This window comes from Lactococcus sp. FSL W8-0209, assembly GCF_038006585.1.
Taxonomy (GTDB): Bacteria; Bacillota; Bacilli; order Lactobacillales; family Streptococcaceae; genus Lactococcus; species Lactococcus lactis.
The window spans coordinates 2,094,457-2,120,645 of the sequence record NZ_JBBOVN010000001.1 but is presented as its reverse complement, the minus strand read 5'-3'; the positions used below and the strand labels follow the sequence as shown (position 1 = coordinate 2,120,645).

Below are 26,189 nucleotides of genomic sequence, written 5' to 3'. Positions count from 1 at the left end.
ATTATAAAGCTTTCTATAAACACTTGCAAGCATTGGAATTACTACATTTCAATGCTTTTATTTTTGTTCAAAAAGTAATTAACAGAGTTTTTAACAGAGTTCCAATTAAAAGTTGGCATACTTAGTAAATAGTTCAAGCTCTTTATTTTTCTTTTCAGGCTCGAGATGCGAGTATAGGTCCATTGTCATTTGTAAGGTTGAATGTCCTAATCTCTCTTGTATAACTTTATATGTCATACCAGCATTTAGGCATAAACTAGCGTGTGAATGTCTAAAACCATGAAATGATAAAGAAGTAAGTTTTGCAGCATCCTCTATCTTTTTTAGCCGGTAGTTTAGACCGTGGTAGTCCATAACATTACCTTGCCATGTCGGAAACACTAAAGATTGATGTGGATTTCCTAAGCTCATAAAATGTTTTTTCTGGAAGAAGTACCAACGTTTTAAAGTTGAAGCTGCTTTGGAATCAATGCTGATTACTCGATTACTTTTATTTGTTTTCGGTGTATCTTGTATAACAGTACGTTGTACTTGGACTAATGTCAAATATTTAGACACAAAATGAGCTATATTTTCTTAAAATAATTTTCTTCTTTCTGATTTGGAGTTAAACCATTGTTGGCGGAATGAGGATTATAATTGTTATAAAATTGTTCGATGTATTCAAAGCAAGAGAGTTGAACTTCTTGAATGGAGTGATAAGTTCTGCGATTAATTTCTCGTTGTTTAAGATACTTGAAAAAGACCTCAGTCACGGCATTATCATAAGGATATCCAGGCTTGGAGTAAGAAGCAAGCAATTGATGCTCATCTAATAGCTTTCTAAAGGAAGCTGACTTAAATTGACTGCCTTGATCAGAATGAAAAATGATTGGTTCTTTAGGTTTTCTTTTCTTTATAGCTATCTCTAAGGTATCACAGGCGAGTTTGGCATCAATTCGATCACTTACTTTCCACGCAATACATTTCCTTGAGTAGAGGTCAAGAATAGCACAGAGATAAATATGTCGTTTAGGTCCTATAGAAATATAAGTGAAGTCAGTTGTCCACACTTGATTTGGGGAGTTCGGGTTAAATTCTTGTTTCAGTAGATTATCAGAAGAAAATTCGGGCGATTTGTTTGAATAAAAACGAGGTTTAATGGTTGACATTTTAGGGAGTGTCATAGACTTGAGAAGTCTTAAGATACGCCCTTCAGAAATATTGACGCCATAATCACGCAGGAGAATAATTTTAAAAGCTCTTGTTCCGATTCTTTTCTTGGCTTTCATATAGATTTCAAGAAGTAATTTTCTCAAGCGTTGATTTTCTACTTCACGCTTCGAAGGCCTCTTGTTTATGAAGTTATAGTAGGTGGAACGATTGACATGTAAAACACGACAGAGCATAACTGTCGTGTGTTCAAATCGGAGTCTATAGATGGCTTTCAATCTTACTTGGAGTTTTGCATGAATATGGCACTCGCTTTTTTTAAGATCAGATTTTCTTCCTCTAGTTGGGCATTCCTTTTTTGTAATTTTTGAATCTGTTTAGCAGTCAACACCGTATTATCTTCAAGACGCACTTGAGAGTACTGCTTAATCCATTTTGCAAGTGCAGAAGAAGATACCCCATAATCTTTACAGAGTTCAGTTTGTGTTTTACCAGTTTGATAGAGATTAACGAGCGATTGTTTGAAATCCTCGTCGTAACGTTTAAAACCTGACATAAAAGTCCTTTCATTTTTGTGTCTTAATAGACAGATTATAACACACAATTTTCTGTCCACTTTTATAGTATAGCTCCAAAAACAAATGACTATGGAGAATTATACAAAATACATGGTTCAATAAAAGATATAAATTCAATTTGTATAACTGAAAAAGATTATAAACAAAATGAATCAAAACTTGCAATTGTTAATGCAAAAATTCTGTCAAACTTGACAGAAGCTCCAATATTATTCTTAGGTTACTCTTTAACAGATGAAAATATACGCTCATTGTTATCGGATTATTCGGAAAATATACCTTACGACCTGCAAGAAGCAGCAGCAAGGATAGGTGTTGTTGAGTATAAAAAAGGAGAACAAAGTATTCAAGATGTAGTTTCAAGTATTCCAGATTTAGGAATGCATTATACTAAAATAAGTACAGATAATTACAAAGAAATTTATGATACAGTCTCTAAAATCGAACAGGGATACCTACCTTCTGAGATTGCAAAATATGAGGGGCTTTTTAGAAAAATAATAGAAGTAAAAGGTCAAGAAAATCAGTTACAAAGTGTTTTAGCTAGCTTTGTCGATATAAGTCAAACTACATCAGAAGATCTAAAAAATAAAAATATAGTGGTAGCTTTTGGAGATGATAAATATATTTATAAAATCCCTAGCTATGTAGATTATATCAAGGAATATTTCAACTCAAAAAATGAAATGCCCCTGGAGATAGCTTTAACATTTCTTACTAATCAAAGCATGAGGACTGATATCCCCTTTAATAAATACTTAAGTAGAATTAATGACTTGATTGAAAATGCTAAACGTGATAAATATATACATAAACTAACAAAATGGGAGAAAAAGTATAAAGAGTCTGGCTTGGATAATTTTATTGAAATTTCTAAAACTAAGGTTAGTAAGATGTATTTACAAAGTTTGAAGACTGCACATTCGCCTCAAGAAGTCTACGATTTGACTGGAATTAAAGAGTACTCAAAAATATATTATATAATATCTAATATAAGAGATTTTGATGAAACTGAAATACGAACTTTTATAAATAATATTTTGGAAAAGAAATCCGATAATTCTTTGAATAAAACTGAATATCGAAAGTTATTTATGGCATATTGCTTATTAATTGAAAGATAAATAAAAAAGCTCCCGATGAAGGCTTACGCCAACGAGGAGCTTTTTATAGGCAGGGGATAAAGCGAACATTACAAGCGGGTAACTGTTTTTATCTTACTTACATTATAGATAAAAAATTTAATTAAAGCAAGTTTTTTCTTTAAAAAAATTAAAGCTTCATTTATAGATTTCGCCCTCCGGGGCGTTTTTCTTTTGCAAAAAAATCCTACTAGCAGCGGACTAGTAGGATGATTTTAATAATGAAGGAGGTGGGAATTGAACCCACTAAATAATAATATTCTCCCAACCATTTCGGGTTTCCTTCTTGATGATATCTATAGAATACCAATAAAAGATAACGCTGTCAAAAGAAATGCTTTTATCTGTTATAAATAATAAATATTCTTAAGCATTTTTATTATTCGTTTAAGAAAAGAAGAATATAATAAGTCTATTCCAAAAATAAACTTTTTCATAAAGTTTACTCCTAAGCGTCCCTCTCCTAGCTGGGGCGCTTTTTAATTCTAAGGTTTGCAAACGCATTCAAAAAATGATAGAATAAAATTGTGAAAATAATAACATTTACAGGAGGTGCCTGAGATGAAAGATGTTTACAAGAAAATTCTGGTTCCAGTTGATGATTCAAACCAAGCTATGAATGCGCTCCATGAAGCGATTGCAGTTGCAAAAAGGAATGAAGCTGAATTATTTATTCTGAATGTTAAAGATGAAACAAGGTTAAGAGGAACCTCAATTGCTTTAGCAATGAGCCTAGATGAGATTGAAGAAGAGTCAAAACAAATTATAAAAAACCTAACTAAAGATTTTCCTAAAGATGTCGCATTTCAAACGGTGACTTTTATAGGAAATCCAAAGAAAGATATTGTTAAATTTGCTGAAGATAATGCAATGGATTTAATTGTGATTGGGGCAAATAGTAAAAAATTAGTAGATCGTATTTTGATTGGTTCTACAACTTCTTATGTTGTTGAAAAATCACCATGCAATGTTATGGTTGTAAAATAATCTTCTATAATTATTGACAAAATCTAATCAGGGGGTTATAATAAGTTACCCTAAACAATCTTTGAGAATTTTTGCTGATAAAATGCTCAAGATAAAACTCCTAAGCGCCTAATTACCCTAGGCGCTTTTTTGTGCTACAATATATTCGGGATGTTTGTGGGATTTCATCCTATTTCTAGAGTTAAGCTGCTCTTCGGAGCGGCTTTTTTATTTATTTTATATGTTTAATTAGTATTCTTAAACATGGGTGTCAGCATTTTGCTGGCATTTTTCATAAAGTTTTAGTCCTAATGTCCCTCTGAACAAGGGTCATTTTTTGAATTGTCTATATAATTCTTGACAAAATAAAATGATAAGAGTAAACTAAGAAAATCAAGATCTAATCTTGATATCTCCTAATCTAAGGGTTCTAAAACTCTTAACAAATTATTTAACGCCCTTTATAGGGTGTTTTTTCATAAATTTATGCACAAAAAAAGCTCTAATCAGTAAATTTTAAAGTTACCAATTAGAGGATGATAGTGTTAGTACAAATTCAGAAAAAATTTCGTATATACAAAAAATAAGAGGTACTAACAATTTAAATATTATCAATTTTTCAGACAATTGTCAATTATTTATAGTAGTATGTTATAATGTATTTAGTGGATGAGAAATTGATTTCTTTTACAGTATCTTTGATAATCTGCAGTTCCATCCACATATATCTAATATAATAACCAAGATATGTGCTGCAGATTGTCATATTTCGGTTCTTTAGCTCAGTTGGTAGCTAACCGTTCGGTCGATGGTTCGAGTCCAGCAAGAACCATAAATATATAGTAGAAACTCCTTAAAAGGAGTTTTTTATTTTGACTCTTTTGTGCGTTTTAACAATAAAAAAATACCAACGAAAGGTTGGTATATATGAATTATTGATATATTTTATAAATAAATCACTGTTCCTCTTTACAACAAAAAGCAGGGATTGATCCTGTCTTCTAATATTGTTTTTTAACAAACTCCACTGCATCAGTAGTCCCTAATGTGCCATCTTTACTTACTTGTTGAAATTTTATATGGCTCTTATCAATTGGAGTGATATGAAATTCAATGCCCTTCTTATCAATAAGTAGAATTTCTTTACTATCTTTATCATCTATATATTCTTGTGAACATTTAGCGATAGGATGCTCTCCATCTCTAATTTCCCAGTCATTTTCATCTTGTTTAATGATAGTGTAAGTTACATCCCAGTCCTTACTATACCAGTCGCCTTGTAACCAATCCGAACTATCTTCTCTAGTTTGACAACCACTCAATACGATTAAACTAAAACCTAAAGCTAAAATTGTAAATAATATTTTTTTCATATTGTTCTCCAAGTATATTTTTAAAAAGAATATCAAAATGTAAATGATTATGCAAGGTATTTTAATCAAAACAATATTCTTTACAAAATAACGTGATGGTAATATAATAGTTCTACAAGTAGTATTTTAATAGTGTTTCAGGAAGCACCTTTTGGCGAGGGTGTTATTCTTGTTTGATATACTTTATTAAAACTGTTTAAAGGATTGACAAGTTTCAATGAGAGCGTTATAATATCTATATACTGCTGTGACGCCATTTCTTATTTAGGAGTGGCGTCCTCTTATTTTGGAACAAATAATTAGTAATATCTCTTTTTTAATAGTATATTTGCATTAAAGAGGTCACAGTCTCTTGTTATTCATAGCTATAGAAGTCGTGCGCTGCGGCTTCTATTTTATTTACAAAACAATAAGTTTATGGTATACTGATAGATGACTTTCTAGAGTTATCGCTCCTTATTTGGAGCGTTTTTCTTTACAACGAAAGCAGTAAATTGTATAATAATCTTACCTTTTACATTAAGGTTATAAATAACTCCCAAAGCATCGTTCTTGACTAAGTGACGGTGTTTTTTATTTGAAAACAAATACAAAAAGTAGTAGAATGAATTCATCTTACCTATATAAGATGACGTCTGCCCTTAAACAGGGCTTTTTGTTCTAGTTAAGGAAGTAGATATATACTATATTTACCCAAAAATATATAATTTTTCATAAATTTACTCCTAAGCGTCCCTCTCCTAACTGGGGCGCTTTTTTGTGCTATAATATTATTGGACATCGATGAAGAGTTTTACTCTCCTCATTAGCTGCTCTTCGGAGTGGCTTTTTTTATATCAAAAAAGCACTAGCATTAAGCTAGTGCCGAAAAGTGATTAGAGCAAGGTATGAATAATATAGTGCGGAACTAGATTAACTTGCAATAACTTTTATAATATTATCAATTTTATGAACAATTGTCAATAATAATATGTTATAATATAGTCGGGATGTTTGTGAGATTTCATCCTATTTCTAGAGTTTAGCCACCCTTCTGAGTGGCTTTTAAAATATAAAAAGACCGCTAACCCAGCGCTAGCGGAATGTAAACGTATTCCAAGAAATGGATAAGCCAAATCTTTTACCTACGAAAGTAATAATATCAGAAAAATTAATCATAGTCAAGTTTTTTGTATGCGTTTACTTATAATGTATTAAGTTCATACTATGCTATAATAATAGTGTCTCCGCTTAGTGTCTAGGCGGAGATTTGCTCGAATGGCGGAATTGGCAGACGCTGCGGACTTAAAATCCGTTGGTTATTAAACCGTGAGGGTTCAAGTCCCTCTTTGAGCATAGTAAAAAAGCACTAAACAAGTGCCTAGTCATGATTCTCAATTTTACGCACGGCGATGCAATGAATAATGTTTGTATATTTTTTTAACAGAGTTTTTAACAGCGTTACGATATTAAATCAGGTTAATTTAAATAACTTGAATTTTTGTTTGAATGCCTTTGTAGCGCAGTAAATCAGTTTATGGTATTATAGATAGTGTCCAAGTCATAAGCCTTGGATTTATTATAATATAAATAGTCTAAAAATAGCAGAAATAAGTTATTTAAAATAACAATTATTCAATCATTTATTTTAAGAAAGACAAAAATATATTAAATAAAGGAAATTTATGTTCAAAAATAGTAAATTATTCTTCTGGACAGTGGAAATATTAGCCGTTACTTTGTTAATCTTTCTCTTGTCTCAGATTGATTTTGTATTTCAACCCATTAAAACATTGTTGACGCTCTTATTTGTCCCATTTATTATTGCAGGTTTTTTATATTATGTTTTTAATCCTGTTGTTACTTTCATGGAAGAGAAGTTAAGAATAAAAAAGGTATTAGGAATTTTTATTGTTCTTTTATTAATCTTAGGAATGATTATTTTTGCAGTTGCCTCAGTCATTCCGAGCTTAATTTCACAGTTGACAAGTCTAATTAATGCAACTGGGAAAGCTTATCCACAAGTTAGGGCTTGGATTGAAGGGCTTCAACATAATCCACGATTCGCTCAAATCTACGACCAACTTGATGTTAATAGTCTTGTTGAGAAATTAAATCTTTCGTATACTGATATTTTGCACAATTTGCTTAATAGTATCACGGTTAGTGTTGGAAGTATCGTTGGTATCATTACAAGCATTGTTATGGTAATGATTTTGGTACCAATCTTACTTTACTATATGCTTAAAGATGGTGAAAAGATTATTCCGTTTTTGAAGGAAAATGTTTTGACCGAAGATAGATTGAATATCTTTGAACTTCTTGAAAATATGAATCATACGATTTCACGTTATATTTCAGGAGTTGCGCTTGATGCCTTGCTTGTCTTTATTGTCGTCTTCATTGGTTACATGGTTCTTGGAATTCCTTATGCCTTTCTTTTCGCACTCTTTGCTGGAGTAACAAATCTCATTCCTTATGCGGGTCCATATATTGGTGTTTTACCGATGATAGTAACGGTGGCCTTTAATCGACCAGTAACAGCACTTATTGCCGTTATCTATGTCCTTGTTTTGCAACAGCTTGATGGTAATCTGGTTTATCCTAAAATTGTGGGGTCAGCTGTTAAAGTTCATCCAGTAACCGTTATGATTCTCATGTTAATTTCTGGAAGTTTGTATGGAATTCTAGGAATGATTATCGCTGTTCCTGCTTATTGCTTAGTCAAAGAGATTGTTAAATTTGCCAATAGCCTTTATAATAATCATAAAGCCGAACAAAGAAAAATTATTTCAAAATGAGAACAAAAATATGATATAATAATTCTATCTAAATTGTTAACTCTCATTTTCATTAAATTTGAGTTGGCAAAGTTTTGAGTGTTAAAATAAACACTATAATATTTTTCTCAAGGAGCACTAATGTCAAACCCTGATCCCGAGAGTGTATCGATACTCTTGCAGATTCTTTTACTTATTTTTTTAACAGCTTTAAATGCCTTCTTTTCAGCCAGTGAGATGGCCATGGTCAGTCTCAGCCGGACGAAAGTAGAACAAAAGGCTAGCGAAGGTGATAAGAAATATATCAACCTTGTTAATATCCTTAATCAACCAAGTAATTTCCTCTCAACGATTCAAATTGGGATTACTTTGATTAATATTTTAGCGGGGGCTAGTTTGGCCGAAGCCTTATCTTCACGTTTAGCTCCACTGTTAGGTGGAACAGCTCTAGCTAAAACTTTGGCTCAAATTATTGTTTTAGCTGTCTTAACTTATGTCTCTCTCGTATTTGGTGAACTTTATCCGAAACGAATTGCCCAAAACCTCAAAGAAAAATTGGCCTTAAGAGTCGCACCACCTATCCAATTTTTGGGAAAAGTGATGAAACCTTTCGTTTGGTTTTTGGCAAGTTCAACAAATGTCTTAAGCCGATTGACTCCGATGAAATTTGATGATTTGGATGAAGGGATGACTCGAGATGAGATTGAGTATTTACTCAATACAAATGATGAAGCACTTGACGCTAATGAGCGTGAAATGATTACTGGCGTGTTCAGCTTAGACGAGTTGGTTGCGCGTGAAATCATGGTTCCAAGAACAGATGCTTTCATGATTGATATTAATGATGATTCACGTGAAAATATTACCGCTATTCTAAGTGAAACTTATTCACGGGTACCAGTTTATGATGATGATAAAGATAATATTCTGGGAATTTTACATGTGAAAAAACTTTTAAGATATTCTTTTGACCATGGTTTTGATGATATTGACTTACGAGAAATACTTCAAGAACCTTTGTTTGTTCCTGAAACAATCTTTGTTGATGACTTAATGCGTCAAATGCGTAAAACTCAAAATCAAATGGCTGTATTATTAAACGAATATGGTGGTGTTGAAGGCGTAGTTACCTTAGAAGATTTACTAGAAGAAATCGTTGGTGAAATTGATGACGAAACCGATATTGCTGAAGAAGAAGTCTTCAAAATCGGTGAAAATCTCTATGTTGTCCAAGGGAAAATGACCTTGAATGACTTCAATGAAGAATTTGATACACATCTTGAAAGCAATGACGTTGATACAATTGCAGGTTATTTCTTAGCGACAACTGGTAAAATTCCAGCCAAAGGACAACAAATTGTCTGCAAAGTGGACAATGATGAAGACCATTTTTCACTGACAAGTTTAGAAGTCTCTGGAAAACGTGTGGTTAAACTTCGTGTTGAATTTGATGTCGAACCAGAAGAAACAGAAATTTAAAAAAATTACTGACAGAAATTCTGTCAGTTTTTTTATAGAATAAAACTGATAATTATTTAGATAAGCCCTTACATTTAGGGGCTGACAAGAAATAATTTACTAAAACTTTTTACTGACAGAGCCCTTGTCATTAACTTTTACTGACAGAATTTGATTTGATAAAATCAATGAATTGCGGTATGATAGGGGTGTGAAATAGTGTTTTGAATTGGAGAAGATGATGTCAGAGAATATAGATGAACTTAAAAAAGTTACTGGACTGATTCATTCAACTGAATCTTTTGGTTCTGTTGATGGCCCTGGAGTCCGTTTTATTATTTTCATGCAAGGCTGTCGGATGCGTTGCAAGTATTGTCACAACCCTGATACTTGGGCATTAAAGTCAGATAAAGCGACAGAGCGTACCGTAGAAGATGTCATGGATGAGGCACTTCGTTTTAGAGGTTTTTGGGGAGAGAAAGGTGGAATTACCGTTTCTGGTGGTGAGGCGCTCCTTCAAATTGACTTTGTATTAGCTCTTTTCAAATATGCAAAATCTCTCGGTATTCATACAACACTTGATACAGCGGCTCAACCATATTTGACTGATAAATATGTAACCGAAAAAATTGATGAGTTACTAGATTATACCGACTTAGTATTATTAGACATTAAAGAAATAAATCCAGAACGACACAAAGAATTGACAGCTAATAAAAACGATAATATTTTAGCTTTTGCACAGTATTTATCAGACCGTGGTAATGCAATGTGGGTTCGTCACGTTCTTGTTCCTGGTGAAAGTGATTTTGATGAAGATTTAGTTCAATTAGGTGAATTTGTAAAAACTTTAAAAAATGTCTTGAAATTTGAAATTTTACCTTACCATACAATGGGCGAATTTAAATGGCGTGAATTAGGTTGGAAATATCCGCTTGAAGGTGTGAAACCTCCAACAAAAGATCGTGTTCATAATGCTAAAGAAATCATGAATACAGAATCTTATCAAGATTACTTAGAACGTATAAGATAAAAAATAAAAATGAATTTGAAGTTATTCAGATTCATTTTTTTGTTACAAAACGGACAATCGAATAAAATCAGTCCTAAATGAAAATGAAAATGTGCTTAATCAGCCATTTTTTGGTATAATTTAAGGGATGATAACCCAAATAATTTTTAGTTAAAACTAGAAGTTTAAGTGGGAAATTAAAATTTTTAAAATGAGGTAAAAAAATGTCTGATAAAATACTTGTTTTTGGTCATCAAAAACCTGATACTGACGCTATCGGCTCATCATATGGATTTTCATATTTGAGCAACCATCGTCCAAATGGTGCCCTTAACACTGAAGTAGTTGCCCTTGGAACTCCAAATGAAGAAACACAATTCGTATTGGATTACTTTGGCGTGAAAGCTCCACGTGTAGTAAAATCAGCAAAAGAAGAGGGTGTGGATACAGTAATTTTGACTGACCACAATGAGTTCCAACAATCAATCTCTGATATTGAAGACTTAACAATTTATGGTGTAGTTGACCATCACCGTGTGGCTAACTTTAATACAGCAGCTCCTTTGTTTATGACTGTTGAACCTGTTGGTTCTGCGTCATCAATTGTTTACCGTAAATTCCTTGAAGCAAATGTTGAAATCCCTAAAGAAGTTGCTGGACTTTTACTTTCAGGTTTGATTTCAGATACTTTGCTTTTGAAATCTCCAACGACTCATGTGACAGACCATAAAGTTGCTAAAGAACTTGCTGAAATTGCTGGTGTTAACCTTGAAGAATATGGACTTGCAATGCTCAAAGCTGGAACAAATTTATCTACTAAAACAGCAGAAGAATTGATTGATATTGATGCAAAAACTTTTGAATTGAATGGTTCAAATGTTCGTATTGCACAAGTTAATACAGTTGATATTCCAGAAGTTTTAGAACGTCTTTCAGATATTAAAGCAGCTATTAATGCTTCAATGACAGCAAATGGATACGATGACTTTGTCTTTATGATTACTGACATTGTTAACTCAAACTCTGAAATCATTGCTTTGGGTACACATCCAGAAAAATCAGAAGCAGCTTTCAACTTTACACTTGCAGATGACCACGCCTTCCTTGCTGGTGCTGTTTCACGTAAAAAACAAGTTGTTCCACAATTGACTGAAAGCTTCAATAAATAATGACTATTAAAATCTATAATGAAAATCGGCTGACAAGTCAGCCCTTTTTTAAAGATTTGATAGAATATTTAGCACAACATGATGAAGTCATGCTCAGACAGATTCATAAAGATTTTGCTGACGTAAAAAATATTGACCGGCAAATTGACTCATTTATTGCTGCTGGGTTAATCTTACGTTCTGATAAACGTTATTCGCTGGGCTTTCATGTTTTTAATGACAGTGAGTTTGATTGGGAAACTTTAAAAGACAAAATTGCTGAACCACAGAAAAACATCTACGAAGCTCCAATTTTTATTGAAAAGGAGTCACGGATTGAAAAGCTAATATCGCAAAGTATGCTTTATCAATCTTTGACTAATCAAACGAATCAAGTTATCTTGAATTTCATGACATCTTTTTCTTACAAAGAATATCCACAGAATACTGAAATTCCACAATCACTTGCCAATTATTTTGATAAAGTGGCCAAAAATTTACCTTTAACTCCGCTTGAAACAGAGGTTTATCAAATGATTGGCGATGTTGACCCAGAATATGCGCTTAAGTATATGACTACTTTTCTTTTGAAATTTATGCGTAAAGAAGTTGTCAAATCTAAGTCGGATATTTTTGTCAATGTGCTGGAGAAATATAACTATATTGAAAAAATTTCGGAAAAAGAATACAAATGTCTTTTGAAATTTTCAGAACAAGTGATTCCAGAGCAGAAATATGCTGATGCTAAATCTTTCATTATTGCTCAAATTCAACAAACCACAGCTATTGAGCCATTCATCTCACTTGGAGACAAATAGGCTATTAGAATAAATTTAAGGAGAACAAATGAAGTACGAAAAACTGTTACCACGTTTTCTTGAATATGTTAAAGTAAATACACGTTCAGATGAAAACAGCACAACAACACCTTCAACTCAAGCGCTCGTAGAATTTGCCCACAAAATGGGTGAAGATATGAAAGCCCTTGGTCTCAAAGATGTTCATTATCTTGAATCAAATGGTTATGTTATCGGTACAATTCCTGCAAATACAGATAAAAAAGTGCGCAAAATTGGACTTTTAGCTCACTTGGATACCGCTGATTTCAACGCAGAGGGTGTTAACCCACAAATTTTGGAAAATTATGATGGTGAATCTGTGATTAAACTTGGTGATACTGAGTTTACACTTGATCCAAAAGATTTCCCAAATCTTAAAAACTACAAAGGGCAAACTTTAGTTCATACTGATGGAACAACTTTGCTTGGTTCAGATGATAAATCTGGTGTAGCTGAAATCATGACTTTGGCTGACTATCTTTTGAATATTAATCCTGATTTTGAACACGGTGAAATTCGTGTTGGATTTGGTCCTGATGAAGAAATTGGTGTAGGTGCTGATAAATTTGACGTAGCTGACTTTGATGTTGACTTTGCTTACACTGTAGATGGTGGACCACTTGGAGAACTTCAATATGAAACTTTCTCAGCAGCTGGTGCAGTGATTGAGTTCCAAGGTAAAAATGTTCACCCAGGGACAGCAAAAAATACAATGGTTAATGCATTACAATTAGCAATTGACTACCACAATTCACTTCCAGAATTTGACCGTCCTGAAAAAACTGAAGGCCGAGAAGGTTTCTTCCATCTTTTGAAACTTGATGGTACACCAGAAGAAGCAAGAGCTCAATATATCATTCGTGACCATGAAGAAGGTAAATTCAACGAACGTAAAGCTTTGATGCAAGAGATTGCAGATAAAATGAATGCTGAACTTGGTCAAAACCGTGTGAAACCAGTTATTAAAGACCAATACTACAACATGGCTCAAATCATTGAAAAAGATATGTCAATTATTGATATTGCTAAAAAAGCAATGGAAAATCTTGATATTGTCCCAATTATTGAACCAATTCGTGGTGGAACTGATGGGTCTAAAATTTCATTTATGGGACTTCCAACACCAAACCTTTTTGCAGGTGGTGAAAACATGCACGGACGTTTTGAATTTGTTTCTGTACAAACAATGGAAAAAGCAGTAGATACTTTGCTTGAAATCATTCGTTTGAACAATGAAGTAGTAAAATAAAAGAAAAAGAGAGAGTAATTAGTTTTTTAGCTCGATAATAAAAGAACAAGTCGCCCAAGAAGGTTTTTGATTAAAAATCTTCATGAGCGGCTTGCTTTGCGCTTATCTTATAATTTTCAGACTAATTGCTACTTTTCGATAACTTTCTGCTACTGTATAAAATATTATTCTGTTTCTAAATATTTTACTGACAACTTTGTTAGTAAAATTGAGCTATTATTCAAGACTTTAAAAATAAAATTGACTGATTATAAGTCAATTAATGTAAAAGGAAAGATTATGTCACAAAACACAAAAGGTAAACTCTCACTCGTAGGACTCTCGTTGATGATATTTACGACGGTCTTTGGTTTTGGGAATATCCCTGTCGCTTTCTACCAAATGGGCTACGGCGCCATTCCTTGGTATATTATTGGAGCCCTGCTCTTTTTCCTCCCTTTTGCCTTTATGGTAACGGAAATGGGTTCAGCATTTAAAGATGAAAAAGGAGGAATTTATTCATGGATGAGTGAGGCGGTTAACCCCACCTTCGCCTTCGTTGGAACATTCATGTGGTATGCTTCTTATGTTATCTGGATGGTAAGTGTTGCCAATAAAATTTTGATTCCAACGGTCAATTTGATTTTTGGTAACTCAACACACACCCCTTCATTACTTTGGATTTCAATTGCAGCTGTAGTTTGGATGGCATTGATTACCTTTATGGTCTCAAAAGGTGTGGAAACAATTAAAAAATTCACCTCTATTGCGGGGGTTGCCGTTCTTTCACTCAATGTTATTTTAATTCTTGGTGCTGTTCTTGTACTTATTGTTAATGGTCATCCAGCAACACCAATTAATCTTGCTGCTTTTACTTCGTCTCCTAATCCAACTTTTGATGGTAGTATTGTTGCCTTTATTGCCTTTCTTGTATTTGCTGTCTTCGCTTATGGTGGAGTTGAATCAATCGCTGGTTTAGTTGACCAAACTCACGAGCCTGAGAAAAACTTCCCACGAGGAATCATCACATCAGCGCTTATTATTGCTGTGGGTTATGCTGTTGCTATTCTTAGTGTTGGTTTCTTCGTTGATTATTCACAATGGATTCCAGCCATTAAAGATGGATCAATGAACCTTGGGACTGTTCCTTACATACTTTTGCAAAACCTTGGTGAAGCAGTTGGTCATGCACTTGGACTTTCTACTCCTGGAGCAGATATGCTTGGTGGTATTTTCGCCCGTTATATCGGTCTTTCTATGCTTCTTGCTTACATGGGCGCTTTCTTTACCTTGACTTATAGTCCAATCAAACAGTTGATTACTGGTACACCAGAAAAACTTTGGCCTGGTAAATTAGGAAAACTTGATGAAGAAGGAATGCCAAAATTTGCAATGTGGATCCAATTTGCAATTGTTACCTTAATTATTGTTTTGAATTTCTTGACTTCACAAGGTGGAGCAAGTCAATTCTTTCTCATTTTGACTTATATGGCTAATGTTTCTATGACTTTGCCTTATCTCTTCATCGTTATTGCTTTCTGGTACTTCAAGAAGAATAAAAATATTGCTAAACCAATTGAATTCTTTAAATCAAATTTTGTTGTGAACTTCTTGACAATTTTGGTCTTGGTTGTTGTTGGTGGGGCTAACTTCTTCACAATTATTCAACCAATTGTGAATTATGTTCAATTACCAGCTGTTGACCAAACTGGTAAAGCATTATCTGAAATGTTGACATCATTTATTTCAATGATTGGTGGGCCACTTATCTTTGGTGTAATTGCCTACTTCATGATGCGCAACTATAGAAAGAAAAATAACTTGTAATAAAATTATTTTAAAAAAATAAAAGCTGAGTTTGCTCAGCTTTTTTTATATTCAGATATTTTGTCGATAAAAAGCCTTCCATATTTTTCGAGTTTAACAGGTCCGACACCAGAAATTTGTAAAAATTGACTTGGACTATCCGGCAGAACTTGAGCCATTTCTTTAAGGGCACTATCAGAAAAAATCATGAAAGGAGGGACGCCTTCTTCCTTGGCTAGTTCAAGTCGAAGTGCACGAATGCTTGCAAAACATTCTTCATCAAACTGATGTGAAACGGTTGATTTTGGTTCAATGAGTAGGCTGGCTCTGCGATAAACTTTGACTTGACCTTTGAGAACTTTTAAACCTTGAGGTGAAAGAAGTAACAAGGGGAATTTGCCTGACGTAATATTTAAATAACCTTCGGCTGAAAGAAAATCGATTAATTCGCCGACTGTTTTTTGCGAATAGTTTTTCATGATTCCAAAGGTAGATAAAGATTCAAAATTCCATTTGGCAATATTTTTATTTTTGGAACCGATTAAAACTTGTGCTACGGCTGTTTTCCCAAATCGTTCTCCCATTCTTACCACACAAGAAAGGACTTTTTGAGCATCAATCGTGATATCAAGAAGTTCTCTTTCATCAAGACAGTTGCTGCATTTTTTACAGTCTTCGCCTTCATCGCCAAAATACTGTAAAATATAGCGTTGCAAACAGGTTTCGGCACTTGTGTATGCTTGCATTTGTCGAAGCTTTTCGTATTCATGTTCCTTGTGCGCTTCATCACCTTCACTTTGCTCAATCAAGAAATTACGAATTCGTAAATCATTTGGTGAAAAAAGGAGGATAGCATCAGATTCAAGCCGGTCCCGTCCTGCTCGTCCAGCTTCTTGATAATAACTTTCAATTGTTGCGGGAAGGGCATAATGAATCACAAATCGAACATTTGGTTTATTGATTCCCATGCCAAAAGCATTAGTGGCAACCATTATTGGCACTTCGTCAAAGAGAAAAAGTTCTTGATTCATTTGACGTTCCTGTTCGCTCAATCCAGCATGGTAACGAACGGCTTTGAAATGATTATGGTTGAGCCATTCACAAATTTCTTCAACTTCTTTACGAGTGCTGGCATAGATAATTCCAGCAGCCTCACTTTCTTGATTTTTAAGATAATTTTTAAGAAAAGTTCTCTTATCCATCCCTTTGACTACTTCAAAACGTAAGTTTTCTCTAAGAAAACCGGTTTTAATAGTATGACTGGGGGAAATTGAAAGAAGTTTTTGAATATCATCTGCAACTTTTGGTGTCGCAGTGGCCGTAAGGGCTAAGACGGTAGGATTTGTTGGTAAATATTGGAGATGAGAGGCAAAATCGACATAACTGGGTCTGAAATCGTGCCCCCATTGTGAAATGCAGTGTGCTTCATCTATGGCAACTAAATCAATTGGAAGTTTTTGTAAAAAGGCATTGAAATAGTCTAATGAAAAACGCTCTGGTGCTACAAAAAGAAGCTTGATTTCGCCATTTTCAACCTGTCGCATTCTTTGATAAGATTCGGAATCCTCTAGGATAGAGTTAATAAATGTTGCTGGAATTCCGGCAATATTCAGCTGGTCGACTTGATCTTTCATCAAGCTAATAAGTGGGGAGATTACGAGAGTAAGCCCTGGTTGAATAAGAGCTGGTAACTGATAGCAGATTGATTTTCCAGCTCCTGTGGGTAAAATACCAAGAGTGGCTTGTCCATCTAGGACTTGTTCAATAATTTGTTTCTGACCATTTCGGAAATTGTCATAACCAAAAATTTCTTTTAATTTAGCTTCTAAATTCATTCTTACTATATTATACGTAAAAGAAGAAGAAAAATCACAAATGACTCATAAAAATTGATAACGAATGGTTCAAAGATTACATTAAAAGAACCAAGATGTTTTTGTTACTTTAAATGATACAAAATGAAGTTAAAAGTGATATAATAAAACAAAAGAATGCGTTTACAAAATTTTATATATAGAGGAGACTTTCTTATGAAAGCAGCAGTAGTAAGACACAATCCAGATGGTTATGCGGACCTTGTTGAAAAGGAACTTCGAGCAATCAAACCTAATGAAGCTTTGCTTGACATGGAGTATTGTGGAGTCTGTCATACCGATTTGCACGTTGCAGCAGGTGATTATGGCAACAAAGCAGGGACTGTTCTTGGTCATGAAGGAATTGGAATTGTCAAAGAAATTGGAGCTGATGTAAGATCGCTTCAAGTTAGTGATCGGGTTTCAGTGGCTTGGTTCTTTGAGGGATGTGGTCACTGTGAATACTGTGTATCTGGTAATGAAACTTTTTGTCGATAAGTTAAAAATGCAGGATATTCAGTTGATGGCGGAATGGCTGAAGAAGCGATTGTTGTTGCCGATTATGCTGTCAAAGTTCCTGACGGACTTGACCCAATTGAAGCTAGCTCAATTACTTGTGCTGGAGTAACAACTTACAAAGCAATCAAAGTATCAGGAGTAAAACCTGGTGATTGGCAAGTAATTTTTGGTGCTGGAGGACTTGGAAATTTAGCAATTCAATATGCTAAAAATGTTTTTGGAGCAAAAGTAATTGCTGTTGATATTAATCAAGATAAATTAAATTTAGCTAAAAAAATTGGAGCTGATGTGATTATCAATTCTGGTGATGTAAATCCAGTTGATGAAATTAAAAAAATAACTGGCGGCTTAGGGGTGCAAAGTGCAATAGTTTGTGCTGTTGCAAGGATTGCTTTTGAACAAGCGGTTGCTTCTTTGAAACCTATGGGCAAAATGGTTGCTGTGGCACTTCCCAATACTGAGATGACTTTATCAGTTCCAACAGTTGTTTTTGACGGAGTGGAGGTTGCAGGTTCACTTGTCGGAACAAGACTTGACTTGGCAGAAGCTTTTCAATTTGGAGCAGAAGGTAAGGTAAAACCAATTGTTGCGACACGCAAACTGGAAGAAATCAATGATATTATTGATGAAATGAAGGCAGGAAAAATTGAAGGCCGAATGGTCATTGATTTTACTAAATAAATATAAAAGAGGCGATGCAGATGAATTCAAAAAATTTGGTCAATTATTCAAGTGATGAATTTAACAATCTTTCGCAATTTCAACAAGAAGAAATTACAAACAATTTTAAAGAAGCTATTTTGTACAAAATGAAAGAAAAAAATTTGCATATTGATGAGGTAAGTGAAAAAGCTGGCTATTCTTCACGGGATCTTTCAGCATTACTTTATTCGGATACTGTAAGTTATGAAACTCATGCGGAATTACAAAGAATTCTTGCTGTTGTTAATTCTTTTGCCTAGTCAGAAGAAAAAGAAAAAACGACTCCTATTGAGTCGTTTTTTTATGATTAATTTACTGACAGAATTTTTGTCAGTAAATTAGAGATATTTTTGAGCAGCAGCTGTATCTCCAATATAAGGTTGACGTTTTCCGTCTTTTAATTGGAACATATCAGTTCCTTTTCCGGCGATAATCACAGCATCGTCAGTACTTTTAGTTTTACTGACAGCTTTTTTTATTGCCAATTCACGGTCAAGTTCAAAATCAAGTGTGCGACTGACAAAAGAAGCAATCTCGTCAGCAATTATTTTAGGGTCTTCTCGATTTGAATCATCAGTAGTTAAAATGACATCAAGTCGCGGATGTTTTTCAATCACTTGTCCGAAATCTTTCCGGCGACTTTCGCCTTTATTTCCGGTTGAACCAAGGACTAGAACAAGCTGACCAGCATGGTGTTCTTCAACAACTTCAACAAGATTTTCTAATGACAGGCCGTTGTGAGCATAATCAATATAGATGTGAGCGCCATTTTTGGCAGTAAGAAGTTCCATGCGTCCTGGAACAACAGCAAGAACTAAACCGTCATGGATATTTTCTAATGAAGCACCTAAAGCTTTAGTTGCTAATGCTGTAGCTAAGGCATTTTCTTGGTTGAAGCGTCCTAATAAGCGAATGTCAAATGCTCCACTGACAGAACCGTCAGTAACAAAATGAAGTCCTTTTGATTCAATAATTTTATTTTCAGAATCAGCACCATAGAAAGCATGTGGAATTTTACGTTCCTTAAGTTCCTCTTTAATGATAGCAAAGTGATTCATTTCGGAATTAGCAACAAAATAACGTGAATTTTTGAGAAGTTGACGTTTGCAGTAAAAATAATCTTCAAGCGTTGGATGTTCAACTGGGCCAATGTGGTCAGGAGAAATGTTTAAGAAAACTCCAACATCAAATGTTAAACCGTAAACCCGTTCTGTTTTGTAAGCTTGGCTTGAAACTTCCATGACCAAATGTGTCATTCCATTTGTCAGAGCTTTTGCCATCATTTCTAGTAAATCAAGACTTTCAGGAGTTGTCAATTCTGATTTAAAATAATTTTTTCCATCCAAAGTTGTTTGGGCAGTAGATAAAAGTGCAGTTTTGCCACCGTTCATTTTGTCAAGTATTGCTTTAGCAAAATAAGCAGAAGTGGTTTTTCCTTTTGTACCAGTCAAAGCTAAGGTTTTGAGTTTATTTTGTGGAAAATCATAAAAGCTTGCAGCGATTAAAGCCATTGCTCGTTTAACATCAGTGACAATAATTGCTGGGAGAGCTACTTCATAATCAAATTCTGAAACATAAAAAGCAGCTTCTAAGTCTGTTAAATATTCTTTTTTAAAATTCAAACCCTTGGCAAAGAAAAGGGTATTTTCTGTTGATTTTCGTGAATCATAAGAGAGTTGGTCAAAGTTTACTTCCTTTGGCCAGTTGAAATAATATTCGCCAGCAGAAGAAATCTCACGGAAATTATTATCTTTTTTTAGTATTTCTATAACTTGTTCAAGCCTAATCATGTGAGGAATGCCTATTTATCGCTAAATTCGCGATACCTTTCTAAAACAAGGAAACTAAGGGAAAAATCCCATTACCCTATATTATAGCACAAGCCAAGAGCTGGTGCATGTCCCATTTGTTTATAGATGGTAATAGATGACATCGTGAATTAATGATCTAAAACCATTCTTTTATTGTCAAAATACAGAACTTAGGGTAAAATGGAACAATGGAAGATTCAGAAAAAATAATGAATACAGGTCAGCAGTCACCAAAAACGGCTGCAAAATCAAAAGATCAGATGCTCTCTGGTGCTGCTTGGCGGACTGGTGCGGACATGATTGGGAAAATACTAGGGGTAATTTATATTATTCCTTGGTATGCTTGGATGGGGCGTTTTGGTAATGAGGCCAACTCCCTCTTTAGTATGGGTTATAATATCTATGCTCTTTTCCTATTGATTTCAACAGTGGGGATTCCGGCGGCAATTGCGCGTGAAGTGGCTCGCTATAATACATTAGATGACCCTAACATGGCTTACCGGCTCGTTCGGCAAATGCTCGGAGTGATGCTGGTTCTTGGAATTGTTGCGTCAGGGCTCATGTTCTTTCTTGCAGGTCCACTCTCAGCCCTTGTTGGCGGTAAGGATAGCGCAGATTTAATTCCAGTCATGAAAAGTTTAGCATTGGCTGTCTTGATTTTCCCTTCAATGTCAGTTATTCGAGGATATTTCCAAGGTCTGAATCAGGTGAAAGCTTATGCTATGAGTCAGCTTTTGGAACAAATTGTTCGGGTCATTTGGATGCTAGCAGCAACTTTTGCTATCATGAAGTTAGGTTCGCATAATTGGCAAAATGCCGTGACACAATCTACCTTGGCTGCTTTTATTGGGATGTTAGGTTCCTACGCTGTATTATTCTATTACTTACAGAAATCAGGAAATCTTAATAAATTAATTAATCCTGGTCCTGTAAAATCTAAAATTAATGCTTTAGAAATTTTTAGATCAACATTACACACAGCCATTCCATTTATTGTCATTGGTTCAGCTATTCAAATTTTTAAAATTATTGATAACTCAACCTTTATGAATATGATGCCTTGGGTAACAAACTATAGTCATAATGAATTGCTTGTTCTGATGAGTTATTTCTCAGCAAATACTGATAAATTAACGATGGTCTTGTTGGGTGTCGCATTGACGCTTGGTTCTGTTTCAGACCCTCTGATTACAGAGCATTATGTTCAAGGGAATCGGCGTGAACTTGCAACGTTAGTGGGTTATAATTTCCAATTATACGTTGGTTTTATGCTTCCTGCCGTGATTGGAATGTCATTGTTGACTAAACCGATTTATACAATCTTCTACCAAATTCCTTCTGGATTACAAAGTAGTTTGTTTGTCTTTGCTATTTTACAAACTTTCTTGTTAGGACTTTATATGATTGTCTATCCTCCACTGACAGTAATGGACCATAAACGTTTGGCAATGCGAATCTTTACCTTGACTCTTGTCATTAAATTAGTTTTGCAAGTTCCAATGATTCTTATTTTCCATACTTATGGACCTTTACTTGCGACCACTGTTTCATTCTTAGTTGGTGTTTTCTTATTCATTAGAAAACTACATGAGTTAACTCATTTTTCAATTAAGAATACTGTTCGCGGAATTCAAGGGGCAACTTTACTGACAGGATTTATGGCTATTGTGGTTATTATTATTGAAATCATTTTAGGTTTTATTTTCGGTAAGAGCCCAGGTCGAATTGCCTCAGTATTTATTGCTGCCATTGCCGGTGGTGCAGGATTTTATACTTATCTTTGGTTTGCTGCCAAACTCGGACTTCTAGAAAAATGGTTTGGTCCAAGAGGTTTGTCACTTCGTCGAAAATTACATATCTAATAAAAAAATAAGTCTGTCAGTAAAAAAGTTACTGACAGACTTATTAATAAGAGTTAAAAAGGATAATAAATGACAGAAATTACCGAAAATACAAAAAAGATTTTAGAAGTTATTCTAAATTTAAAAGAGGGGCAGGTCATGAGTTATCGAGATGTGGGAGCTTTAGCTGGATTGCCAAATGGTGCACGGCAGGTTTCTAGAATTTTGCATTCGATGTCTAAAAAATATGAACTGCCATGGTGGCGTGTAGTGCGTTCTGACAGAACAATTGGATTGCCAGAGCCTGCTAAAAGTGAGCAAATGGAACTTCTAAAAAAAGAGGGAATTTCTTTTACAGCTCAAGGGAAAATAATTATTGAAGATGAACTGCTCTAATAAATAAAAAGTACTTCTATATTTTAGAAGTACTTTTTGTATTCAATTAACTATTACCAAATTTTAAGACGATTTTCTGGTGCACGATACATCTTATCTGTTTCTTTAACATCAAAAGTTTCGTAAAATTCTTCGAGATTTGTTGGAGGAATATTGGCACGAAGTTTAGCGGGTGCATGAACATCCATTGACAAAAGCATTTGTTGGAATTCTTTACTTGCTTTCATGCGCCAAATCTTAGCCCACTGACTAAAGAATGCCTTCAAATCAACGTCTTTCTCATCTTTAGCTGCTGTCAGTGCCGCTGTAATTCCTCCTTGGTCAGCAATATTTTCTGACACAATGAGTTTTCCGTTTGCTGGACCAGCTTCGGTTTCTACGCCGTCAAAGAGTGCAATCATTTCTTTTTGCTTTTCTTCAAAAGCTTCATAATCTTTATCTAACCACCATTTGTTCAAATTTCCTTCTTTATCGAATTGGGCGCCGTTGTTATCGAACGCATGAGAAATTTCATGAGCAATGACTGCGCCGATTCCACCGTAATTTTGTGATGAAGATTGTTCAAGAGAGTAAAAAGGAGCTTGCAAAATTGCTGCTGGAAAAACAATTGTATTACTATCAGGACTATAATAAGCATTGACCATATGAGCAGGCATATGCCAGCTTGTTTTATCAACATCTTCTGAGAATTTTTCAAAAGTTCGAGCAGTCAAAATTTCATCGAATTTAAGGGCATCTTCATAGAGAGAGCCAGAAGTTGTTTTTAAACGACTATAAATTTCAGGCAATTTATCTGGGAAACCAATGAAAGGAGTAATAGCATCCAATTTTTCAATGGCTTTTTCAGCTGTTTCTTGACTGAGCCACTCATTATTAGACAAACGTGCTTGGTAAACTTTAATCATCGCAGTGACCATCCGTTTGACATCGGCCTTAGCAGCTTCACCAAAATATTTTTTACCATAGAATAAACCAATCACTTGGCTAAAATAAGACTCAGTCAAATCAAGTTGATGTTTTTCTTGACTTCTTGCTTCTTGAACATTTGAAAGGAAACGTCCGTAAGCTCCACCAAGAATTCTAAGGTCTTCATTGAAGAAAGAAGTAGCGCCACGTGCAATTTTTGTCAGCATCCAAGCTTTAATGAGCGACCAATTTTCTTCATTGATAAGTGAATCAAATGATTCGTAAAAACGGTCTTCATAAACAATGACTTTATCAGGTTCAGTTTTTACTAAATCTTTAATTAAAGATTTTAAATCCAGGTTTTTAACTTTACTGACAAAGTTGTCAGTAGAAATTGGATGATAAAGTTCAGCATATTTTGCCCACTCTTCAGAAGTATTTGCTGACGGAACTAAAAGAGCATCGAATTTAAGGGCAGACTTTGCAATCTCTTCTGCATTTTCAACATCAAATGTCTTTAAAATTTCGCTTGTATTTTTAGCCCAAAAATCAAGTAATTCTTTTTTTCTAGGGTGTTCATCATTATAATAAGTGGTATCAGGTAAAATCAAGCCCGGACCAGAGAATCCAAGAGAATAGTGAATAGCATCTTTCATATCAGGTTCAACACTAAAAGAAAATGGAAGAGGAGCCTGTGAATGGAAAACGAGTTGAGTCAAATTATTTTTAAAATCTTCAAAAGTATTTAAAGTTTCAACTTTAGCAAGTTCATTTTTTACGGCAGAAAAATCCGCTTTTTCTCTTGCTTGCCAATCTCCTGCTTTATTATAAAATTTGATTGCTTCAAGCAATTCTGGATTATCAGTAGGTAGGTTTTGTGATAACTCAGCTAAATCTTTAGCCAAATTTTTCTCATTTTTTAGTACTAATTCATCAAAAGCTGAAATTCTTGGTTTGTCAGCAGGAATTTCTGCATTTTCTAACCAATCAGCATTAACAGTAGCGAATAAATCATCTTGAATCCTTGTCATATCGACCTCCTATTATGGATATTTTTTATATTATATCACACTTACAAAAAAGCGCTGACGAATTCCATCAGCACTTTTTAACAGCAATTTGAAAATTAATGTAAACTCGTAATTAAATAGTTCTGAAACGATAAATTTTAGCAATTTTGCCAAAAAGTTCAGGGACTTCGGCAAGGCTTCCAGCATCACGGCTTAGACAAGTAAGCTTTTCATCTTTTACTGAAAGCTTGGCAAAATGGTCATGTTGCAACAAGAAATTATGGATCAGCTCTGCAAAATTTGCGTCAGTAAATTTTACAAAAAGTAAATCTCCATTACCAGGAGCTTCCGCATCTAAAGGACCCCCAACGAGTTCAAAAACTGCATCGTAATCATCAGGAAGTTGCTTTGTGAGCAGTTTGATTGTTTTGCGGCTTTCTTGTAGCGCCCAATTATTATCACCACAAAATACAAATTGTTCAGTACTCAAAGAAATGGGCTCTCTTTCAAGAAGTTCAAGCTCATCAATTCGATTTTGAATATAATTTAGCAAGTTTTGTTTATTATCTAATGTAAGATATTCAAACAAAAGCTTTGCCTTATTATAACTGTACTTGTCATCTTTACCAAGAAGGTATTCAGTTGTGACATTAAAATAATCAGCAATTTCTGTCAATCTTTTGGCAGAAGGTTCTTTTCCCAAGCGATAATTAGCAAGGGCGTTTCTGGGATATCTCAACTCTCTTTCGACCTGGTTGAAAGATTTCTGAGAATCAATAACTAAAGTTTTTAGACGGTCATAGAACATTAAAATCACCTCAACATGTATTGAATAAATATTTTTAATATTTGTAACAAATACATTATATCATATAGTTATTAGATATAAAATACCTAAAACTTAAAAAAATAGCAATATTTAAGTTAAAAAATTAATTGTTGCAAATTCTTTAACGAAATTGACATCTATAACGTCGTGTGGTATTATAAAAGTAATCATAGGAATACTCAATATGCTTTTTGAGAAGAGAAAGGGAAAAATTGAAAGAAATTTATGACAAAATCCAAGACATAAATATTATTTTGAAAAGATCATTTATTGACCTTGGAAAACCACTAGCTTATCAAGAGGTGGTAGAGAAAAGTGCCAAAGTTTTAGAGTCTAGCCTTTTTATCATAGATACCAAACGAAATTGTTTAGGTTATGGTTTTACTGATTCTGATAATTCTTATCAGGATGATATAAGCCTCCAAAATTTTTTTATCTATCAAAAAATATCAAAAGATATCTCTAGTCAACTATTAAATCACTACGAAATGAGCGCAAGCCTACCAATGGCCCAATCAATTTTAGAACCAGTGAAAGAAATTTCGAGCAAATTTCCAAATAAATTTCTCAGCTTTCTACCTATAGAAGGAAATCATTTGAGATTGGGAACCCTTTTTCTACTGACAGATTCTCCTCTGGAAGAAGAAAAGAGAATATTGGTAGATTTTTTATCAACATTTATAGGGAATCAAATGTCTTATATCATGTTGGTAGAACTGGAAGGGCAAAGACGAAATGAAACCTTTGTTTCTTTAGTTCAATCATTATCTCGTTCAGAATTAGAAGCATTTAAAAGCATCATTGAAAAAATAGACCGTTAAACTAAAAAAAACTTGAAAATTTTCATATAAAATAGTATAA

At 34.1% G+C, this 26,189-nt stretch carries 19 protein-coding genes, 2 tRNA genes and 2 pseudogenes; 16 read left to right on the top strand and 7 right to left on the bottom strand.

What is annotated here, in order from left to right; translation table 11 throughout:
* Nucleotides 1-105 precede the first annotated feature (105 nt).
* A complete protein-coding gene (locus tag MKX45_RS10460) occupies nucleotides 106-558 on the bottom strand; it encodes a site-specific integrase (RefSeq protein ID WP_340817180.1) in 453 nt (150 codons plus the stop codon).
* A pseudogene (locus MKX45_RS10455) lies at nucleotides 551-1,708 on the bottom strand (IS3 family transposase). The gene MKX45_RS10460 and the pseudogene MKX45_RS10455 overlap by 8 nt, the downstream one beginning before the upstream one ends.
* Before the next feature lie 69 nt (nucleotides 1,709-1,777).
* Here MKX45_RS10455 and MKX45_RS10450 point away from each other — a divergent pair.
* The 3 genes from MKX45_RS10450 to MKX45_RS10440 all read left to right on the top strand — a co-directional run bounded on the left by MKX45_RS10450 (nucleotide 1,778) and on the right by MKX45_RS10440 (nucleotide 4,670).
* Nucleotides 1,778-2,854, top strand: coding sequence for an SIR2 family protein (locus MKX45_RS10450; RefSeq protein ID WP_340817278.1), 1,077 nt, complete (start codon nucleotides 1,778-1,780; stop codon nucleotides 2,852-2,854).
* Between the two features lie 579 nt (nucleotides 2,855-3,433).
* Nucleotides 3,434-3,859, top strand: coding sequence for a universal stress protein (locus tag MKX45_RS10445; protein ID WP_012897999.1), 426 nt, complete (start codon nucleotides 3,434-3,436; stop codon nucleotides 3,857-3,859).
* Nucleotides 3,860-4,609: 750 nt separating this feature from the next.
* A tRNA-Ser gene (locus tag MKX45_RS10440) sits at nucleotides 4,610-4,670 on the top strand.
* A gap of 169 nt (nucleotides 4,671-4,839) precedes the next feature.
* On the opposite strand, the gene MKX45_RS10435 is transcribed toward MKX45_RS10440, so the two are convergent.
* A complete protein-coding gene (locus MKX45_RS10435; protein WP_015426971.1) occupies nucleotides 4,840-5,211 on the bottom strand; it encodes a membrane lipoprotein lipid attachment site-containing protein in 372 nt (123 codons plus the stop codon).
* A 1,251-nt stretch (nucleotides 5,212-6,462) separates the two neighbouring features.
* Here MKX45_RS10435 and MKX45_RS10430 point away from each other — a divergent pair.
* From MKX45_RS10430 to yjeM, 8 genes are all read left to right on the top strand, one after another.
* Nucleotides 6,463-6,546: transfer RNA gene (locus MKX45_RS10430), tRNA-Leu, on the top strand.
* A 329-nt stretch (nucleotides 6,547-6,875) separates the two neighbouring features.
* Nucleotides 6,876-7,991 carry an AI-2E family transporter gene (locus tag MKX45_RS10425; protein WP_033899895.1) on the top strand — a complete coding sequence of 372 codons (1,116 nt, stop codon included), beginning with the start codon at nucleotides 6,876-6,878 and terminating at the stop codon, nucleotides 7,989-7,991.
* Nucleotides 7,992-8,111: 120 nt separating this feature from the next.
* Nucleotides 8,112-9,449, top strand: coding sequence for a hemolysin family protein (locus MKX45_RS10420; protein ID WP_015426970.1), 1,338 nt, complete (start codon nucleotides 8,112-8,114; stop codon nucleotides 9,447-9,449).
* A gap of 217 nt (nucleotides 9,450-9,666) precedes the next feature.
* Nucleotides 9,667-10,461 (top strand): pyruvate formate-lyase-activating protein, encoded by a 795-nt coding sequence (gene pflA / locus MKX45_RS10415; protein ID WP_003130318.1) that lies wholly within the window; start codon nucleotides 9,667-9,669, stop codon nucleotides 10,459-10,461.
* Nucleotides 10,462-10,664: 203 nt separating this feature from the next.
* Nucleotides 10,665-11,609 (top strand): manganese-dependent inorganic pyrophosphatase, encoded by a 945-nt coding sequence (locus tag MKX45_RS10410; RefSeq protein ID WP_057720749.1) that lies wholly within the window; start codon nucleotides 10,665-10,667, stop codon nucleotides 11,607-11,609.
* Entirely contained in the window at nucleotides 11,609-12,406 is a 798-nt protein-coding gene (locus MKX45_RS10405) for a DUF1803 domain-containing protein (protein ID WP_057720748.1), read from the top strand. The genes MKX45_RS10410 and MKX45_RS10405 overlap by 1 nt, the downstream gene beginning before the upstream one ends.
* Nucleotides 12,407-12,434: 28 nt before the next feature.
* Nucleotides 12,435-13,676: a peptidase T gene (gene pepT, locus MKX45_RS10400; RefSeq protein WP_015426966.1), complete on the top strand. Its 1,242-nt coding sequence runs from the start codon at nucleotides 12,435-12,437 to the stop codon at nucleotides 13,674-13,676.
* Nucleotides 13,677-13,955: 279 nt separating this feature from the next.
* The gene (yjeM, locus tag MKX45_RS10395) at nucleotides 13,956-15,482 is read left to right on the top strand and encodes a glutamate/gamma-aminobutyrate family transporter YjeM (RefSeq protein WP_057720747.1); all 1,527 of its coding nucleotides are present in this window, start codon (nucleotides 13,956-13,958) and stop codon (nucleotides 15,480-15,482) included.
* A gap of 35 nt (nucleotides 15,483-15,517) precedes the next feature.
* Here yjeM and recQ read toward each other — a convergent pair whose 3' ends face one another.
* The gene (gene recQ / locus MKX45_RS10390; protein ID WP_139008520.1) at nucleotides 15,518-17,296 is read right to left on the bottom strand and encodes a DNA helicase RecQ; all 1,779 of its coding nucleotides are present in this window, start codon (nucleotides 17,294-17,296) and stop codon (nucleotides 15,518-15,520) included.
* A gap of 195 nt (nucleotides 17,297-17,491) precedes the next feature.
* Here recQ and adhP point away from each other — a divergent pair.
* Nucleotides 17,492-18,514, top strand: a pseudogene (gene adhP, locus MKX45_RS10385) (alcohol dehydrogenase AdhP).
* 20 nt (nucleotides 18,515-18,534) lie between these two features.
* Nucleotides 18,535-18,795 (top strand): hypothetical protein, encoded by a 261-nt coding sequence (locus MKX45_RS10380; RefSeq protein WP_012898367.1) that lies wholly within the window; start codon nucleotides 18,535-18,537, stop codon nucleotides 18,793-18,795.
* Nucleotides 18,796-18,873: 78 nt separating this feature from the next.
* Here the strand turns inward: MKX45_RS10380 and MKX45_RS10375 are convergent, their stop codons facing one another.
* Nucleotides 18,874-20,325, bottom strand: coding sequence for a UDP-N-acetylmuramoyl-L-alanyl-D-glutamate--2,6-diaminopimelate ligase (locus MKX45_RS10375; RefSeq protein ID WP_128267517.1), 1,452 nt, complete (start codon nucleotides 20,323-20,325; stop codon nucleotides 18,874-18,876).
* A gap of 209 nt (nucleotides 20,326-20,534) precedes the next feature.
* On the opposite strand from MKX45_RS10375, the gene MKX45_RS10370 reads away from it, so the two are divergent.
* Entirely contained in the window at nucleotides 20,535-22,208 is a 1,674-nt protein-coding gene (locus tag MKX45_RS10370) for a putative polysaccharide biosynthesis protein (RefSeq protein ID WP_057720743.1), read from the top strand.
* Between the two features lie 69 nt (nucleotides 22,209-22,277).
* Complete coding sequence (locus tag MKX45_RS10365) at nucleotides 22,278-22,583, top strand: MGMT family protein (RefSeq protein ID WP_057720742.1); 306 nt, start codon at nucleotides 22,278-22,280, stop codon at nucleotides 22,581-22,583.
* Between the two features lie 53 nt (nucleotides 22,584-22,636).
* On the opposite strand, the gene pepO is transcribed toward MKX45_RS10365, so the two are convergent.
* Nucleotides 22,637-24,520, bottom strand: a complete 1,884-nt coding sequence (pepO, locus tag MKX45_RS10360) for an endopeptidase PepO (protein WP_340817176.1) — start codon at nucleotides 24,518-24,520, stop codon at nucleotides 22,637-22,639.
* 112 nt (nucleotides 24,521-24,632) lie between these two features.
* The gene (locus tag MKX45_RS10355) at nucleotides 24,633-25,307 is read right to left on the bottom strand and encodes a helix-turn-helix domain-containing protein (RefSeq protein ID WP_340817175.1); all 675 of its coding nucleotides are present in this window, start codon (nucleotides 25,305-25,307) and stop codon (nucleotides 24,633-24,635) included.
* A 233-nt stretch (nucleotides 25,308-25,540) separates the two neighbouring features.
* Between MKX45_RS10355 and MKX45_RS10350 the strand changes: the two genes are divergently transcribed.
* A complete protein-coding gene (locus MKX45_RS10350) occupies nucleotides 25,541-26,149 on the top strand; it encodes a transcriptional regulator (protein ID WP_340817174.1) in 609 nt (202 codons plus the stop codon).
* The last annotated feature ends 40 nt before the right edge of the window (nucleotides 26,150-26,189 follow it).